Here is a 689-nt window from a genome sequence, read left to right as displayed (position 1 = left end):
GTGGATAACTCAATGTAGTGCCCTGGGTTTTGAAGGAATCCTTATAAAATAAGGCTTTCACATTCAAAAGTGTCAAAGTCGGGAGCCGCCACTTCGGATCTTCTTTTGCTATATTTTCTCTATTAGCCCAGTTATCAAAATGCTGCAATACTACCTTCAAATCATTGTGAGTAAGTTTTTGGTTACTTTCTTCAAACCAAGTTAAAAACTCCCTTCTTATCCTACTTGTTGAAAATCCAGCGCGTACCAATTGTTCCAATTTACTTTTAGCCATTACAATATAGTTATAACCATCTATAAAATCATAATTAATGCCATGAGAAATACCTTGTCCTTGAGAAGTGTCATCATTAAAAGCATCGTTCTCAAGCTTGGGATATAAGAAAACTTTATCTAACAGTTCTCTAATTTCGATTACTTTAATACCACCATGCGTACTATAGTAGTTATCTGCGCCGATATTAACATGCTCTCTTACCAAGCCATTTCTATTTATATTCTTAACAAGAAAATCAACAGTTTTATCATTCATTTCTGTGCTGCACAATAAACTTTCAAATAATTCTCTATTTATGCACTGCCAAGGGATATTACACTGTTGTGCCAAAGGAGAAATAAACGTCTCATAGTCAACATGACGTATGTTACTGAAATTTTGTATATTGGAAGCCACACTACAGGACACTAAG

At 34.5% G+C, this 689-nt stretch carries 1 protein-coding gene; it reads right to left on the bottom strand.

Annotation, left to right across the window (positions count from 1 at the left end):
- Positions 1-532, bottom strand: a 532-nt coding sequence (locus DNK84_RS13750) for a hypothetical protein (RefSeq protein ID WP_162902517.1), incomplete at its 3' end; no start/stop codon positions are given.
- Positions 533-689 lie beyond the last annotated feature (157 nt).

Source organism: Facilibium subflavum, assembly GCF_003574485.1.
GTDB lineage: Bacteria > Pseudomonadota > Gammaproteobacteria > Francisellales > Francisellaceae > Facilibium > Facilibium subflavum.
Note: the sequence above shows the minus strand (reverse complement) of the source record. Positions and strands in the feature narration are given on the sequence as shown.